This window comes from Halosimplex salinum (genome assembly GCF_003730195.1).
GTDB lineage: Archaea > Halobacteriota > Halobacteria > Halobacteriales > Haloarculaceae > Halosimplex > Halosimplex salinum.
The window spans coordinates 59,963-73,989 of record NZ_QWGG01000013.1; the positions used below are offsets into that span (position 1 = coordinate 59,963).

At 67.0% G+C, this 14,027-nt stretch carries 14 protein-coding genes; 8 read left to right on the top strand and 6 right to left on the bottom strand.

Translation table 11 applies throughout. The features are described 5' to 3' along the window. Nucleotides 1-70 precede the first annotated feature (70 nt). Nucleotides 71-1,339 carry an AI-2E family transporter gene (locus D1409_RS22145; RefSeq protein ID WP_235853684.1) on the top strand — a complete coding sequence of 423 codons (1,269 nt, stop codon included), beginning with the start codon at nucleotides 71-73 and terminating at the stop codon, nucleotides 1,337-1,339. On the opposite strand, the gene D1409_RS22150 is transcribed toward D1409_RS22145, so the two are convergent. Continuing rightward, on the bottom strand, nucleotides 1,336-1,611 hold the full coding sequence (locus D1409_RS22150) for a PadR family transcriptional regulator (protein ID WP_123539147.1): 276 nt from the start codon (nucleotides 1,609-1,611) through the stop codon (nucleotides 1,336-1,338). The two genes, D1409_RS22145 and D1409_RS22150, sit on opposite strands and share 4 nt — an antisense overlap. Before the next feature lie 252 nt (nucleotides 1,612-1,863). Between D1409_RS22150 and D1409_RS22155 the strand changes: the two genes are divergently transcribed. Both D1409_RS22155 and D1409_RS22160 read left to right on the top strand, forming a co-directional pair. Then, the gene (locus D1409_RS22155; protein WP_123539148.1) at nucleotides 1,864-2,136 is read left to right on the top strand and encodes an amphi-Trp domain-containing protein; all 273 of its coding nucleotides are present in this window, start codon (nucleotides 1,864-1,866) and stop codon (nucleotides 2,134-2,136) included. Nucleotides 2,137-2,514: 378 nt separating this feature from the next. After that, a complete protein-coding gene (locus D1409_RS22160) occupies nucleotides 2,515-3,234 on the top strand; it encodes a DUF7117 family protein (protein WP_123539149.1) in 720 nt (239 codons plus the stop codon). 26 nt (nucleotides 3,235-3,260) lie between these two features. Here D1409_RS22160 and folD read toward each other — a convergent pair whose 3' ends face one another. Next, complete coding sequence (folD, locus tag D1409_RS22165) at nucleotides 3,261-4,157, bottom strand: bifunctional methylenetetrahydrofolate dehydrogenase/methenyltetrahydrofolate cyclohydrolase FolD (RefSeq protein WP_123539150.1); 897 nt, start codon at nucleotides 4,155-4,157, stop codon at nucleotides 3,261-3,263. A gap of 494 nt (nucleotides 4,158-4,651) precedes the next feature. Between folD and D1409_RS22175 the strand changes: the two genes are divergently transcribed. The 3 genes from D1409_RS22175 to D1409_RS22185 all read left to right on the top strand — a co-directional run bounded on the left by D1409_RS22175 (nucleotide 4,652) and on the right by D1409_RS22185 (nucleotide 7,516). Then, a complete protein-coding gene (locus D1409_RS22175) occupies nucleotides 4,652-5,752 on the top strand; it encodes an mRNA surveillance protein pelota (protein WP_123539152.1) in 1,101 nt (366 codons plus the stop codon). 111 nt (nucleotides 5,753-5,863) lie between these two features. After that, the gene (locus tag D1409_RS22180) at nucleotides 5,864-7,024 is read left to right on the top strand and encodes a sensor histidine kinase (protein WP_123539153.1); all 1,161 of its coding nucleotides are present in this window, start codon (nucleotides 5,864-5,866) and stop codon (nucleotides 7,022-7,024) included. Nucleotides 7,025-7,078: 54 nt separating this feature from the next. Beyond that, on the top strand, nucleotides 7,079-7,516 hold the full coding sequence (locus D1409_RS22185; protein WP_123539154.1) for a pyridoxamine 5'-phosphate oxidase family protein: 438 nt from the start codon (nucleotides 7,079-7,081) through the stop codon (nucleotides 7,514-7,516). Nucleotides 7,517-7,655: 139 nt separating this feature from the next. Here D1409_RS22185 and D1409_RS22190 read toward each other — a convergent pair whose 3' ends face one another. From D1409_RS22190 to D1409_RS22205, 4 genes are all read right to left on the bottom strand, one after another. Beyond that, entirely contained in the window at nucleotides 7,656-8,408 is a 753-nt protein-coding gene (locus D1409_RS22190; RefSeq protein WP_123539155.1) for a DICT sensory domain-containing protein, read from the bottom strand. Nucleotides 8,409-8,423: 15 nt separating this feature from the next. Continuing rightward, a complete protein-coding gene (locus D1409_RS22195) occupies nucleotides 8,424-8,792 on the bottom strand; it encodes a DUF7344 domain-containing protein (RefSeq protein WP_164471851.1) in 369 nt (122 codons plus the stop codon). A 181-nt stretch (nucleotides 8,793-8,973) separates the two neighbouring features. Then, a complete protein-coding gene (locus tag D1409_RS22200; protein ID WP_123539157.1) occupies nucleotides 8,974-9,747 on the bottom strand; it encodes an MBL fold metallo-hydrolase in 774 nt (257 codons plus the stop codon). A gap of 58 nt (nucleotides 9,748-9,805) precedes the next feature. Then, nucleotides 9,806-10,726: a dihydrodipicolinate synthase family protein gene (locus D1409_RS22205; RefSeq protein ID WP_235853685.1), complete on the bottom strand. Its 921-nt coding sequence runs from the start codon at nucleotides 10,724-10,726 to the stop codon at nucleotides 9,806-9,808. A 227-nt stretch (nucleotides 10,727-10,953) separates the two neighbouring features. Between D1409_RS22205 and D1409_RS22210 the strand changes: the two genes are divergently transcribed. Further along, on the top strand, nucleotides 10,954-11,163 hold the full coding sequence (locus tag D1409_RS22210; protein ID WP_123539158.1) for a hypothetical protein: 210 nt from the start codon (nucleotides 10,954-10,956) through the stop codon (nucleotides 11,161-11,163). 112 nt (nucleotides 11,164-11,275) lie between these two features. Further along, nucleotides 11,276-14,017, top strand: a complete 2,742-nt coding sequence (locus D1409_RS22215; protein ID WP_123539159.1) for an ATP-dependent helicase — start codon at nucleotides 11,276-11,278, stop codon at nucleotides 14,015-14,017. The last annotated feature ends 10 nt before the right edge of the window (nucleotides 14,018-14,027 follow it).

Below are 14,027 nucleotides of genomic sequence, written 5' to 3' on the forward strand. Positions count from 1 at the left end.
AAAAACAGTCTCCCGCTATCCCGTGATTCGACTGGCCATTTTATACGGCCGCCGACACATAGGCGGGACGATGGTGGAGTTCGAGTTCGATCCGAACTGGGGCCGAATCGGCTGGGCGTCGCTCGGGGCGGTGCTCGGGCTCGCCCTGCTGTGGGTGTTCCACTCGTTCGTCGGGACGTTCGTGTTCGCGCTGTTCATCTACTACTCGACGCGCCGGGTCCACGGACACATCCGCGACCGGGTCGGCCAGCGGTCCGTCTCGGCGGCGCTCGCGCTGTTCGCGCTCGCGCTCCCGGCCGTCCTGCTCCTGCTGTACGCGACGGCCATCGGCATCCAGGAACTCCAGGAGTTCGCCGGCACGACGGACCTGAACGAGTACATCGAGATCGCGGGGCCGTACCTGAACGTCTCCGAGGCCGTCGAGAACCCCCGCGGCGTCTTCGAGGGCGCTGGCGGCGTGAGCCTCGTCCAGTCGGCGCTGACCCGTGGAACGAGCTATCTCGGGTTCATCGCCACCGGACTGCTCCACCTGTTCATCATGTTCGCGGTCGCGTTCTACCTGCTGCGCGACGACCACAAACTCGCCGCCTGGGTCTCGAACTACGACGACGGGGGGAGCGTGTTCGAGGAGTTCGGCCGCGAGGTCGACGACAGCCTCGAACTGATCTTCGCCGGCAACATCCTCAACGCGATCGTCACCGCGACGGTCGGCGCGATCACCTACAGCGTCCTGAACGTCTTCGCACCCCCAGAGGTGGCGATCCCCTACGCCGCACTCGTCGGGCTTCTCACGGGTATCGCGAGCCTGATCCCGGTCGTCGGCATGAAACTCGTGTACGTCCCGGTGACGTTCTACCTCGCCGCGACGGCGTTCTCGGAGGGGACCGGCTGGGGATTCGTCGTCGCCTTCGCCGTGATCTCGTTCGTCATCGTCGACGCGATCCCCGACCTCATGGTCCGCCCCTACGTGACCGGGGGCTCGCTCCACACCGGGAGCGTCATGTTCGCGTACATCCTCGGTCCGCTGCTGTTCGGCTGGTACGGTCTGTTCCTCGGGCCCATCATCCTCGTCTTCGTCACCCACTTCGCGAAAGTCGTCGTCCCGGAACTGCTCGGTGAGGACGCCGAGACCACCGACGGACCGGACGGGGACCGTCCGTCAGCGAGCGACGAGTCGGAGACTGTCGAGTCGACGACGCGGAGCGAACCGGGCGAGGTGCCCGGAGAAAGTGAGGACAGCGTGACCGAAGGCGGGGCAACCAGCACCGACACCCGGCCGGCAGACGCGGCGGGCGAGGACGCCGACGGAACGCCGTCCGACGACTCCGGACCGGCCTAGAGGTCGACGTACTGTTCTTCCCACTCGCGACGCGCCTCGATCTCGCGGCGCCCGCGACGGGTGAGACTGTAGAAGTTGGTCCGACGGTCGCGTTGCCCCTTCTCGACGAGCCCCTTGTCGACGAGCGTGTCGAGGTTGGGGTAGAGCCGACCGTGGTGGATCTCCTTCTCGTAGTACTCCTCGAGTTCTTCCTTGATAGCGAGTCCGTGTGGTTCCTCCTTTCCCGCGATGACGTACAGCAGGTCACGCTGGAATCCTGTCAGGTCGTACATCGGTAATATCCACCTGAAAGTTACTGTCGGATATGCATAAATATATCGACTGATGATCTCTCTGGGGCCCACAATATCGGGGTTACTCGGCTGTTACTCCGTAACTAATAGGTAATTCGACTGATGTGAAATCGGTAGCTGTCGTATTCGTTGATTTTCAGGTATCACACTCGAAACGTTCTCTCGCGGGGACACGCCGGCGACTCGACGCTGATCGGCGACACTTATCCTCCCAGGGGCCCTACACCCGGTATGCCCGAAAAAGTGCTCTTCGAGGACGAGCGTCAGTTGCCCCGCACCGACGTCGCGGCGTACCTCAGGACCATCGCCGAGCGACTGGAGACCGGAGACTCGCTCACGCTCGAGTCCGGGTCCGACTCCTTCACCGTCGAAGTCCCGAACGACGTGGAGTTCGAGGTCAAAGTCGAGCGCGAAGGCCCGGCCGACGGCGACGGCGAGCTCGGGCTCGAACTCGAACTCGAGTGGGACGAGAACGCCGACGACGGCTCGCTCTCGATCCAGTAACGCCGCCACCGCTCCTCCAGTGCTGTGTTCGACGGGCAGCGACGTCTCTCACGGTGGTAAGCATGGACTACTCTGATCGAACGGAGAACGGCGTCGCTCGTCGGTCGGTCACGAAAGGAATGGAAAGCGAACGCGTGGGTGAAAATCCCACGCGAACGCTTGCCGCCCTGAATTGGTCCCCGCTGACGCTTCGGCCCTCCAAGCGAAGCGTCGCCTGTATCTCTTGCCGGGAATAACTTAAAAGTACCGACCCAGGTGCGAAATCGGCGTCTCTCGACCACGGTGGCGGCGACCGGCCGCCAGTCGAGGGGCTCCCGTGAGCCGTTCAGTGAGGGGCCGACCGGGCGCATTTTAGTCGCTCGGGTGTAACTCGGAGATATGAAGATCCGCGGCGAGCGCGAGTGCCAGGCGTGTGGAACCCGCTGGTCGTACTACGAGACGGGGAGCGTGGTCTGTCCGGACTGCGGGAGTCTGCGGAGCGTCGGACTCGACGACCCGACCGAACACACGGCGAACCCCGCGAACCTCGACCTGACTGAGATACGCGCGCTGGTCGACGACGAACCCGTCGCGGACGTGGCCGAGGCGGCCGCCGAGCGCTGTCGGGAGTTCGTCCGCAAGAGCGGGTTCGTCAGCGGGGGCGCCCTCCAGGTGCTCGACGACACCTATCTCGCAGCCATCGAACTCCGGTACGCGGGCGAGGAGGTCGCGCGCTCGATGCGAGTCAGCGACGACGAGGAGTACTACGTCCTCGAACTCCTGCGCGGCGCCGACCGGGGCGAGCGCCCCCAGGCCGACGACGTGCCCGAGTCGCTGCGGTCTGCCCGCGGGCTCGCGTACGCGGAGGCCGTCGACGCCTACCGCGCGGACGTGCGCCGCTACCTCGACGACAACCCCGACGAGACCGCCCGCTCGCTCCTCGCGACGCTCCGCGATCACCAGAAGCGCATCGAAGCGCTCGACGGCGACGTCTCCGCGCGGACCGCCGGGGAACTCGTCTACGTCGCCCGCGCCATCGGTCGCGCGCTGATCGACGACGACGAGACCGCCCTGGCCGAGGCCCAGCGCCGACTCGACGACTTCGAGGTCGCTCTGTAGAACGGCTCCGCGCCGGCCGGTCTCGACTACTCCGACAGCGCGCTCTCGACGCCGGACTGCAGCGCGGCGGCGTTGACGGTGTTGTACAGCAACATCGCGCGGGTCATCGGCCCGACGCCGCCGGGGACGGGCGTGATGGCCGACGCCTTCGCCTCGACGCTGTCGAAGTCCACGTCGCCGACCAGTTCGTAGCCCTTCTCGTTGTCCGCGTCGACCTGGTTGATGCCCACGTCGACGACGACCGCCCCCTCGCCGACCATCGAGGCGTCGATCATCTCGGGGACGCCGGCGGCCGCGACGAGGATGTCAGCGCTCCGGGTCTTCTCGGCGAGGTTCTCGGTCCGGGAGTGACACACCGTCGTCGTCGCGTTGCCGCCGTCGGCCTTCTGGATCAGGAGGTTTGCCATCGGCTTGCCGACGAGGCGCGAGCGGCCGACGACGACCGCGTCCTTGCCCTCGGTCTCGACGTCGGTGGCGGCGAGCAGGCGCTGGATGCCGTGGGGGGTACAGGGCTTGTACCGGGCGTCGCCGGCGACGAGGCGGCCGATGTTCTCCGGGTGGAGCCCGTCCACGTCCTTCTCGGGGTCGATGCTCCGCAGCACCCGGCGGTCGTCGACCTGGTCCGGGACTGGCATCTGCACGAGGATGCCGTTCACGTCGTCGTCCGCGTTCAACTCGTCGATAGTGTCGTAGAGCTCCTCGGCGGGCGCGTCGGAGTCCAGTTCGACGTCGACTGTGTCGATGCCGACCTCCTCGCAGTCGTTCTGTTTCATCGAGACGTACGTCTCGCTGGCCGGGTCGTCGCTCATCAGCACCGTCGCCAGCGTCGGCGTGACGCCCTCGGTCTCGAGGTCGTCCACCGCGTCGCTGACTTCGTTCCGTACGTCCTCGGCCACCGCGTTGCCGTCGATGATCTCGGTCATACTCGAACGGGCGAGCGGCGGGCGTATCAACCTCCCGGAAACAGGGGCGCGACAGTCGACACAGTCGACACAGTCGAGCGGCCGGCGGCCGCTCGACCCACCGCCGACGGTCGCTCAGGGGAGATATCGCCCGTCGCAGTCGTCACACACCTCTATGTCGTACTCGTCGCGGAGCGGTCCGATCGAATCGCAGAGTTCGCACTCGCCGTACAGCGTGTCGAGGTAGTTCGAGGGCTGTCGTGGGGCGTCGCTCGGTCGATGCCGAAACGACGCGCTGTCCGTTGTGGATCGGGAGCCAGTCACCGTGGCTGAACGGAAGTCCTGCACACTGAAGTGGGTTTTCGCCGGTACCGAGGGAACCGGTGAATTCCGGGTTTCAGCCGCTCACACAGCGTCGTTCGGCAGCTCGGTCGCTCGCCGGACTCGAAGCGGGAGGCCGCGAACGGGCGACGAGGAATAACAGCACACTTGCCCCCGGAGGGCGAGACCCGAGTATGCAGATCAACGACCGCCACCGGACGACAGAGGGCCGGGAGCGGGTGACGCTCGTCCCAGAGAGTCTGGACGACATGTGGCACCTCACCTACATCATCGAGCCCGGTGACCTGGTGTCGGGGGACACGACGCGGCGGATCCAGCGCAACGACGACGACATGCGCGACACCGGCGGCGAGCGCGAGCACATGTGGGTCGAGATCGAGGTCGAGGACGTGGAGTTCGCGAAGTTCGCCAACCGCCTCAGGGTCGGCGGCACCATCGTCGACTGCTCCCGCGAGGACCAGCTCGACTTCCACCACACGATCAACGTCGAGTCCTTCGAGGAACTCGAGGTCGAGAAGGTGTGGAAACCGGACCAGGAGGACCGACTCGAGGAAGCCGTCGAGGCCACGGAGAACCCCGACGTCGCCATCGCCACCGTCGAGGAGGGCGAGGCCCACGTCCACACCGTCGCCCAGTACGGCACGGAGGAACGGGCGAGTCTCACGGGGTCGAGCGGCAAGGAGCAGTCCACGCTCACCGGTTCGATGGGGAGAAGCGGCGGCGGGAGTTCGCGCGAGGATCTGTTCGAGGAACTCGCCGAGGTGCTCGCCCGGATGGAGGTCGACGCCGTCATCCTGGCGGGACCGGGCTTCACGAAACAGCAGGCGCTCGACTACATCGAGGAGAACGAACCGGAACTGGCCGACCTGATCACGACGGTCGACACGGCCGGCGTCGGCGACCGCGGCGTCCACGAGGTGCTCAAACGCGGCGCCGTCGACGAGGTGCAGACCCAGACCCGCATCTCGGCCGAGGCGGACCTCGTCGACGAGTTGACCGAGCGCATCGCGAAGGGGTCGGAAGTCGCGTACGGTCCCGACCAGGTCGCCGAGGCCGCCGAATACGGCGCGATCGAGACGCTGATGGTCCTCGACGAGCGACTGCGCGAAGAGCGCGGCGACGAGGGCGAGTGGGAGATCGACGTCGACGACATCATCGAGACGACCGAACAGAAAGGCGGCGAGGTGACGGTGTTCTCCGGCGAGTTCGACCCCGGCCAGCAGTTGCGCAACCTCGGCGGCATCGCCGCGTTGCTCCGGTATCGCATCGATTGAGGAGGGCGACCCGGTCGCGGCCGATCGACCACGTCGCACCTCTCAGGGTTGATAACGGCGGCGAAAGGGTTTACGTGGTTCTTCATGAACGATTGGTAACTACACGCGCTCATGGGATTCGAACAACGCCAGGACTTCGCGCGGCAGGTCGCGGACCTCAACAAGTACGGACAGGCGTTGAACCAGTGTGAGACGGTCGACGAGGTGGTGTCGCTCACGCTGGAAGCGATCACGATCCTGTTCGAACTGACGGACGTGACCGTGATCGAGGTCCGCGAGTCGGACCTCTACGTCGTCGGCAGCACGAACCCGGAACTCTCCGCGGGTGCGACGCCGAGCGACGCGGCACGGCGCGCACACGAGACGGGCGAGTCCGTCACCGTGACCGGCGACGACGCGGGGATCGACGCCGACTCGGAGACGACGGCGACGCTGGCCGTCCCGGAGGGCATCGTCGACGAGACGGTCTGCGTGATCGTCGTCCGGTCGAGTTCGGCCGCAGAGTTCGGAGACGAGGTCGTCAAGCCGATGGAGATCCTCGCGACCCACGCCGCGACGGCGATCAGCAACATCCGCTCGCGCGAGCGACTCGAACGCGCTCGACAGGACCTGGAGACGCGCAAGGAGCTGATCGAGATGTACGACCGCCTCCTGCGCCACGACATCGGCAACGACCTGCAGGTCATCGCCGGGTTCGCAGACGCCGTCGAACAGGAGATCGAGGACGAGGAAGCCAGCGAGTACGTCGCCAAGATACAGCGCGCCTCGCGCAACTCCGCCGACCTCGTCGAACGAGTCGGCGACCTCGTCTCGACGCTCGAACGGCAGCGCGAACCGGAACCGCGGGAGCTGTCGCCCCTCCTCGAACGCACCGTCGCGGACGCGACCGACCAGTACGAGGCCCTCTCCGTCGAGTTCGACGCCGCCGAGTTCGACCATCGCGTCTACGCCGGCGACCTCCTCGACTCCGTGTTCACGAACGTCCTCACGAACGCCGCGGTCCACAACGACGGCGAGGTGACCGTCCGTCTGTACGCCGACACCGCCTCGCCCGACCGCCTCGTCGTCGGGATAGCAGACGACGGCTCCGGCGTCGCGCCCGACTTCCGGGAGGAGATCTTCGAGATGGGCGCCAAGGGCGACGACAGCGACGGCACCGGCTTCGGACTCGGGTTCGTCCGCGCGCTCACGGAGTCCTACGGCGGGAGCGTCGCAGTCGGCGAGAGCGACGCCGGCGGCGCGGACTTCCACGTTACGCTCGAACGGGTCTGACTCGCTGGAACCGACGTTTATGCCGCGGGCGACCCACGATCCGATAGAGGACCCATGGACCACGTCACCGGCGACTGGGCGCGCGAGCGGACGGAACAGTTCCTCGACGAACAGACCATCCCCGTCAGGCTCGCGACGCACACGCCGGGGGGCGGTCTCTGGATGCTCTCGCTGTGGTACCGCTACCGCGACGGCCGACTGGAGTGTGCCACCAGCGCGAGCGCGAAAGTCGTCGACTACCTCCGAGACGACCCCGAGATCGCCTTCGAGATATCGACCAACGACGTGCCCTATCGCGGCGTCCGCGGGTCGGGCACCGCCACCGTCGAACCCGACGAGGAGAAGGCGGTCCTGCGCGCCCTCGTCGAGCGCTACCTCGACGACACCGACTCCGGGCTGGCGAAAGCGCTCCTCTCGCCCGACCGCGACGAGGTCCGGATCGGTATCGACGTCGAGCGGGCCTACACCTGGGACTTCTCCGACCGGATGTGAGTCGGCGACCGGAGGGTCGGCCATCGGAGCGTCTGCCATCGGAGCGTCGACCATCGGAGAGTCGTCGCCGAACGGACAGCCCACGAGCGCGTCGTCGGTACCGTGATACACGTCTGACTGTCCGAACCCCTGCCGCCGCTCACGCGACGTAGCGCGTCCGGAGGTACGTGTAGAGGTCGTCGACGAGACCGGGGCCGTCGGTCCAGAACCCGTGATACGAGCCGGGGGTTCGCTCCGCGGCGAGGAGGGCGCATTTGTACAGCTCCCCGTCGGCCCCGCCGTCGAAGACGAAAAACCAGTACTGACCGATTTCGGCGCTCTCCGGCGAGACGACTCCTATCGAGTCGTCGAGGTCGAGGTCGGCGGTGTCGCGGTCGGGGTCGGCAGCGTCGTCGAGAAACACCGTGATCGACAGGTCGGTCTCCCGGGCCAGTCGGTTGTAGAGCGGCGTCTGTGCGGCGAGTGCTTCGGCGCGCTGGAAGCCGACGTACACGGTTCCGGTTCCGACTCGCCAGGCGCGCTCCTCGAACTCGCGGACGATCGCGACCAGCTGGCGTCGCTCGAACGACGTGAACACGGTCCTGTCGAGCACGTCCAGGATCTCGCCGAGGTCGACCTCGGAGTCGGCCAGTACCTGGGGCGGGTGGGTCTCGGGCGAGAGTATCTGTTCGAGCTGGTCGGTACCGAGCGCGCCCAGAAACGTGCCCTCGGCGTCCCGGACGACGACGAAATCGTCGCCCTCCCGGTCAGAGAACTGTCGCCGTGTGACGTCGACGTTCCGCGTCGAGAACTGCGATTCGAGGGCCGTGGCGACGGCGGCGTCGTCGGTGTGGACTTCGAGCGTCTTCCGGCGGGCCTCGACGCTGTCGACGAAGTCGGAGAGCGTCTCCATCTCTGGGCTCGTGTCTCAGTCCACCTGTTCCAGCAGTGCGGAGACGGCAGGTGAAATCGTGGTATCCGTGACGGTGCAGTCGTCGGGGTCGTAGTCGACGAGTCCACAGGCGGCGAGTAGCGGGAGCGTCTTGTGGTGGAGTACGGCCCGGTTCGAATCGCGCTCGCTCGGCCCGACGACCGACCCCGTCGCTGCCGCCTCGGAGCCAGCCACGACGTCCGCGAGTCGCGACAGCGGAGCGGTCGAGTCTTCCGAGAGGTGCCGGAGGACCACACGAGCACGCGGGTCCGCGAGCGCCCGGATCCGCGCCTCGGAGAGGCGGTCCAGCGTCTCGGCCTCGATCCGGCCCGTGTCGGTCACGGCGGATTGTGGATCATCGACCATGTACGATCCTGGTCTGCCCGGCTTAAGTACCTGACCGGCCACCAGCTAGTTCTGCGGGTTCCGACAGTGGCCTGCGGTCGCCCGGTCGATACTACCCGGATTCGCGGAATCGGCGCGGTAAAACTGGATCCTCTGTGAAACGCTCACAGGGTAGACCGGATCCGGGACCCTCGTGACCGAATCACTCGATATCGAGGGAGAGTCCGTCCGACGCGAACCGAACGTCCCCGTCGTACCGGTCGCCGATCGACTCCAGCATCCCCTCGTGTTCGCCGTCCGTGTGGGGGTAGAGGTGGGTCAGGTACACTCGGCCGACCTCGCCGTCGGCGGCCGCGAGCACGCGTCCCAGTTCGCCGGGCGTCGGGTGGTTGTCGACGTCGACGGAGTCCGGGAAGGAGCAGTCGTGAGCCAGGACGGCGGCGCCGTCGGCGAACTCGACCAGTTCGGGGAACGCCTCGGTGTCGCCGCTGAACACGAACGAGGGCGCGTCGCCGTCGGTCCCGTCGACCCCCGACTCCGCGAAGCGGTAGGCCAGACAGTACATCGAGTGTCGGACCTCGAGCGCAGAGACGTCGAAGCCCGCGAGCGAGAACGACTCCGCGCCGACCTCCCTGAAGGAGAGGTCTACGCGGTCCTGCATGTAGTCGTGCACCGCCAGCAGGTCCGTGACTAGCTCCTCCGTTCCCTCCGGGCCGGCGATGGTCAGTTCGATCGCGCCCGAGAGCCAGCGAGCCTTCAGGAGCGGCATCAGGTCCGAGACGTGGTCGAGGTGGTGGTGGGTCAGGAGGACGGCGTCGAGCCCCTCGTAGCCGACGTTCGTCCGCTGGAGGCCGTGGAGGACGCCGCTGCCGCAGTCGACGAGGAGGTCTTCGTCGGCCGACTCCAGCAGGATACCGGTCTGGAACCGCTCGCCGGTCGGCATCGCGCTCCCGGTGCCGAGGAATGTGACGCGCATATCACCTCCTTCGATCCCCGGAGGAAAAGGCTTCTTCGCCGCTGGCGACAGGAGTCCCCTACTTCCCGCCGTCACGGACCTCGTCCAGCGTCGACCGGATCTCCTCGCGCTCGTCGGGGTCGGGGAGTTCGAGCGGCGGACGGAGTTCGGGGTCGTCGAGCAGCCCCAGATGGGCGAGCATCACTTTCGTCGTCCCGGCGAACCCGTAGTTCGAGCCACAGCGGAACAGCGGGTCGATGCTGTGGCGCTGGCTGTCGCGAGCGCGGTCGTGGTCGCCCTCTCGGACTGCCTCGACCGCGTCGTTCAGCGCACCGGGGATCACGTGCGACAGCGAGTTGACGCCGGCGTCCATGCCCATGTAGAGACCGGGGACGAGCTGTCCGTCGAAGCCTTGCAACATCTCGAACTCGTCGGGGACGCGGTCGAGAACTTCGGTCACGTGGGTCATGTCGCCGCTGGTGTCCTTGAGTCCGACGACGGCGTCGCGGTCGGCGAGCGCTTCGACCGTCTCCGGGGCGATCTCCTCGTCGACGACCGAGGGGATGTTGTAGAGGTAGATCGGGATCGGACTGTCCGCGACGACGCGCTCGAAGAACGCCTGGTTGCTCGACGGGTCGGACGGGGCGACGTAGTACGGCGAGACGGTCAGCGCGGCGTCGGCGCCGGCGTCGGCCACGTCGGCGATCCGGTCGCGCACGGTCTCGACGGCGGTGCCCGCGGCGCCGGCCACGACGGGCGCGTCCGCCGGTGCGGCGTCGACCGTGGTCTCGACCACCGCCCGGCGTTCGTCCTGTGTCAGACTGGCGAATTCGCCGGTGGTTCCACAGGGGACGAAGCCGTCCACGCCGCGTTCGGCGAGGTGTACGACGACGGTGGCGAGGGCGTCGTGGTCCACGGCGCCGTCGTCGAAGGGCGTTACCAGCGGACAGAGGACTCGCGTCGAGTTCGAGAGCACGCGTTCGGTTGGGTCGCCAGCCACTTGGACCTGTCCGCGCGACAAGATATTTGCCGCCGAGCGGCGGACGTGAACACGTGGGATCTCGCATCGATCCCGGCTCTCCGAAGTCGTCGGTCTGCTGTTCCCGACGGTCGCGCTGGGCTCCGTCGTCGTGCTCGGCGTCCTGCTGGTTCTGAACGACAACGCGTTCGAGCGGTGAACTGCGCCCTCTCGCAACCGTTTTCTGACAACGGGTCGAACCGTGTCGTATGCCAGGGCGTGCAACCGATTCCCCGCTCGGTCGCGTATTCGGCGCCGCGGGCGCCGCGATCGCCGTCGCCCTCCTGATCCTCGACCGGACGACCGATCTCGCAGTCCCGTACGGCTACGACGGGGACGCGTTCGTCCTCGGTGCGGTCGTCGCGCTGATCGCCGTCGTCGCCGTCGGCTGGCGGTACCGCGATCGCCTGACCGGCTGAGGGTCGTCCGGCGACGCCCGACCCGGTAGGCGACCCGTGACCCGGCCGACCACTTTCACCCCACGGTCCAAACCCACTTGACGGCGCGGCCCTAACCGAACGGCAAGACCGAATGGGAGGACGCGAGTTGCTCGACGCGGCAGACGTGGGGGTCGATTCCGCCGCGGTCGATATCGACGACGGTGACGTGCTCTACCTGTTAGAGCCACCGGTCCGCGAGTGGTGGGTCGAGGAGTTCGGCGCGTTCGTCTCCGAGAACGGCGGCTTCTTCACGCCGCCGCAGAAGGAGGCCGTCCCGCTCATCCACGAGGGCGAGAACGCGCTGATCGCGGCGCCGACTGGCTCTGGGAAGACGCTGGCGAGCTTTACGTCCATCATCAACGAACTCTTCCGCCGCGACCGCGCCGACGGGCTGGAGAACTCCGTCTACTGCCTGTACGTCTCCCCACTGAAGTCGCTCGCCAACGACATCCACCGCAACCTGGAGGTGCCGCTGGACGGCATCACGGAGAAACTGGACGAACGGGGCGAGGACGTGTCGATCCGTCACGCCATCCGCCACGGTGACACGAGCGACGCCGACCGGCAGAAGATGCTGAAAGAGACGCCCCACATCCTCAACACCACGCCGGAGACGCTGGCTATCCTCCTCAACTCGCCGAAGTTCCGCGAGAAGCTCCGCACGGTGGAGTACGTCGTCGTCGACGAGATCCACAGCCTCGCCGAGAACAAGCGCGGGACGCACCTCTCGGTGTCGCTGGAGCGACTGGAGTCGCTGGCTCACGGGTCACCGACCCGGATCGGCTGTTCGGCGACGGTCGAACCGCTCGACGCGATGGCCGAGTTCCTGGTGGGCCAGGAAGCGCCGGGCGGCGCCCCCCGCGACTACGAGATAGTCGACGCCCGCTTCGCCCGCGAGTTCGACATGGAGCTCACGTGTCCGACCGACGACCTCGTGAACACGCCGCCGGACGTGGTTAACGACCGCTTCTATCGCGACCTGCACGACCTGATACAGGACCACACGAACACACTCGTCTTCACGAACACCCGGTCGGGCGCCGAACGCGTCCTCCACAATCTCCGGGAGCGAAACGAGGAGTACGACGAGGGCAACTCCGGCTGTCACCACGGCAGTCTCTCGAAGGACCGTCGCCAGGCGATCGAGCGACAGCTCAAATCTGGCGACCTCGACGTGGTGACCACCTCGACGAGCCTGGAACTGGGCATCGACATGCCCCACATCGACCTGGTGGTGCAGGTCGGCTCGCCCAAGTCCGTCGCCGCGCTGCTCCAGCGAGTGGGCCGCGCGGGCCACCAGCTCGGCGAGACTGTCACCGGTCGGGTCGTCGCGCTCGACCGCGACGAACTCGTCGAGTGCGCGGTGATGCTCAAGAAGGCCCAGGAGGGGTTCGTCGACCGCGTGTTCGTCCCGGAGAACGCGCAGGACGTGGCCGCCCAGCACGTCTACGGGATGGCCATCGCCGAGATCCGACCGGAGGCCGAGATACGCGGGATCCTCGAACGCGCCTACCCGTATCGGAACTACGCCGACGAGGAGTGGGAGTCACTGATGCGGTATCTCACCGCCGACTACGACGGGATGGAGGACAAGAACGTGTACGCGAAGGTGTGGCGCGACACGAACGACGCCCCCGACGGCGAGCACCACTACGAGGAGTACCCCGTCGGCGAGCACCTGATGGGCAAGCGCGGCCGGCTCGCGCGCGTCATCTACATGACCAACATCGGGACGATCCCCGACTCGTTCACCTGCGACGTGTACACCCGCACGGGCGACGACTGGGCCGGCCAACTGGACGAGTCGTACCTCGACACCCTCGAATCGGGTGACGTGTTCGTGCTCGGCGGCGACCGCTTCGAGTACCGCTACCGGCGCGGGTCGAAGGTGTACGTCGATCCGACGAACTCGCGCCCGACCGTCCCGTCGTGGTTCTCCGAGCGCCTGCCGCTGTCCTACGACCTGGGTCGGGAGATCCTGACCTTCCAGCGGGAGCTCCTCGACAGACTCGACCGCGGCGGCGCCGGCGCTGTCCGCCACTGGCTCCGGGAGTACCCGCTCGACGAGAACAGCGTCAGGGCCGTGGCGCGGATGTTCGAGGAGCAGGTGAAGTATTCGGGCTTCGAGAGCGTCAGCACCGACGAGCGACTCGTCGTCGAGGAGGAACTCGACCGCGAGGAGTACGAACGGCGCTACTACGTCCACTCGAACTACGGGCGGCGGTTCAACGACGGCTTCTCCCGCCTACTGGCCTACCGGATCGCGCAGGCGGCCAACGCGAACGTGCAGGTCGCCGTCGCCGACAACGGCTTCTCCCTCTCGATGCCGCTGAACCGGAAAGTGGACGTGACGGGCATCGTCGACGACCTCGGGCCGGCGGACGTGCGCCCGGACCTGCGGGCGAGCCTCGACGGCACGGACCTGCTCCAGCGGTACTTCCGGATCAACGCGACGCGGGCGCTGATGATCCTCAAACGCTACAAGGGCTACGAGAAGTCCGCGAGCGAGCAGCAGGTCAACTCCGAGATGCTGCTCGGCTTCGCGGAGGACCTGGATGGGTTCGCCGTCATCGAGGAGACGTACCGCGAGATACTCGAAGACAAACTCAACGTCGACGCCATCGAGGACGTGCTCGGTGCGATACGGGACGGCGCCGTCGCGGTCGAACACTACCGCGTCGACTCGCCGTCGCCGCGCGCGTTCGGTCTCGCGACGCTGATGGCGTCGGACGTGGTGCTCGCGGAGGACGAGAGCGAGGTACTCCAGCGCTTCCACGAGCGCGTCGTCGCCGAGATAGAGGGATCGTCCGGGGTCGGCAGCGAGTCCGACTAGCACTGGGCGG

Excerpts from the sequence above, each read along its gene's own strand:
- D1409_RS22175 (WP_123539152.1), top strand. The coding sequence starts at position 4,652 with ATGCAGATCAACGACCGCCACCGGACGACAGAGGGCCGGGAGCGGGTG.
- folD (WP_123539150.1), bottom strand. The coding sequence starts at position 4,157 with ATGACCGAGATCATCGACGGCAACGCGGTGGCCGAGGACGTACGGAAC.
- D1409_RS22195 (WP_164471851.1), bottom strand. The coding sequence starts at position 8,792 with ATGGTCGATGATCCACAATCCGCCGTGACCGACACGGGCCGGATCGAG.
- D1409_RS22185 (WP_123539154.1), top strand. The coding sequence starts at position 7,079 with ATGGACCACGTCACCGGCGACTGGGCGCGCGAGCGGACGGAACAGTTC.
- D1409_RS22145 (WP_235853684.1), top strand. The coding sequence starts at position 71 with ATGGTGGAGTTCGAGTTCGATCCGAACTGGGGCCGAATCGGCTGGGCG.
- D1409_RS22150 (WP_123539147.1), bottom strand. The coding sequence starts at position 1,611 with ATGTACGACCTGACAGGATTCCAGCGTGACCTGCTGTACGTCATCGCG.
- D1409_RS22180 (WP_123539153.1), top strand. The coding sequence starts at position 5,864 with ATGGGATTCGAACAACGCCAGGACTTCGCGCGGCAGGTCGCGGACCTC.
- D1409_RS22215 (WP_123539159.1), top strand. The coding sequence starts at position 11,276 with ATGGGAGGACGCGAGTTGCTCGACGCGGCAGACGTGGGGGTCGATTCC.
- D1409_RS22155 (WP_123539148.1), top strand. The coding sequence starts at position 1,864 with ATGCCCGAAAAAGTGCTCTTCGAGGACGAGCGTCAGTTGCCCCGCACC.
- D1409_RS22190 (WP_123539155.1), bottom strand. The coding sequence starts at position 8,408 with ATGGAGACGCTCTCCGACTTCGTCGACAGCGTCGAGGCCCGCCGGAAG.
- D1409_RS22200 (WP_123539157.1), bottom strand. The coding sequence starts at position 9,747 with ATGCGCGTCACATTCCTCGGCACCGGGAGCGCGATGCCGACCGGCGAG.
- D1409_RS22210 (WP_123539158.1), top strand. The coding sequence starts at position 10,954 with ATGCCAGGGCGTGCAACCGATTCCCCGCTCGGTCGCGTATTCGGCGCC.
- D1409_RS22160 (WP_123539149.1), top strand. The coding sequence starts at position 2,515 with ATGAAGATCCGCGGCGAGCGCGAGTGCCAGGCGTGTGGAACCCGCTGG.